The organism is Pseudoalteromonas sp. GW168-MNA-CIBAN-0100, assembly GCF_040309225.1.
Classification (GTDB): Bacteria; Pseudomonadota; Gammaproteobacteria; order Enterobacterales; family Alteromonadaceae; genus Pseudoalteromonas; species Pseudoalteromonas arctica.
Genome location: NZ_JBEOOL010000072.1, coordinates 1 through 748, shown reverse-complemented (window position 1 = coordinate 748; position 748 = coordinate 1). Strand labels below are relative to the sequence as shown.

Sequence of the window (748 nt, the reverse complement as noted above, 5' to 3'; positions counted from 1 at the left end):
CTCTCTTTGTGTCGGGGCGGCCTTCCGCGTGGTTCGCCTTCGAGCTGTTTTGTTTGATATAAAGGAATACAAATGCCGTAGAGCACAGGATGTGCAGGAGCGGCCACTACTGAATTCGCATGGGCTTTTGGCTATTTATTAGTGAGCGTCTAGCGAACTACACCTATGTTTTAAAATTCCAGGGTAACAAGCTGTCGATATCGGGCTCAGGCTGGCACAGTTCATCAAGGCAAGCACAGATGTAATTAAATGGGATTAGACCATTTATCTTGGCGGTTTCCACAATGCTGTAAAGGGTGGCACTAGCATGGGCACCGTTAGCCGTTTGGCTAAATAACCAATTCTTTCGGCCTATCACAAACGGTTTTACCGCGCGTTCTGCTCTATTATTATCGATGCTAAGTCGGCCTTCATCAACATAGCGTATGAGCTTGTGCCATTGATTTGCCAGGTAATTAGCTGCCTCTATCAGTTTGCTGTTCCCCACTAAATTTGGCTGATCCTGCTCAAGCCATATTTTTAGCTTGCTAAGAATAGGCAGGCTAACCTCTTGTCTTGCCGTATATTTGTCATCCACACTTTTATCTTTGATGCGTGACTCAACGCCGTACAGTTTTTGGATAAGGCTCAATACCACATCCACTTTGCCGGTTTTGTTTTTACCTTGTAGCTTTTTCGCGTCGATAAATTTACGACGAGCATGCGCCCAGCAGCCGATTAAGGTTGCCTCTGTTCTGGCATAGGCTTG

1 protein-coding gene is annotated in these 748 nt (G+C 46.0%); it reads right to left on the bottom strand.

The genetic code is table 11. The features are described from left to right. Positions 1-163: 163 nt before the first annotated feature. Positions 164-748 (bottom strand): IS66 family transposase (gene tnpC / locus AAEY62_RS20040; protein WP_350635906.1); only part of this gene is annotated, 585 nt, incomplete at its 5' end.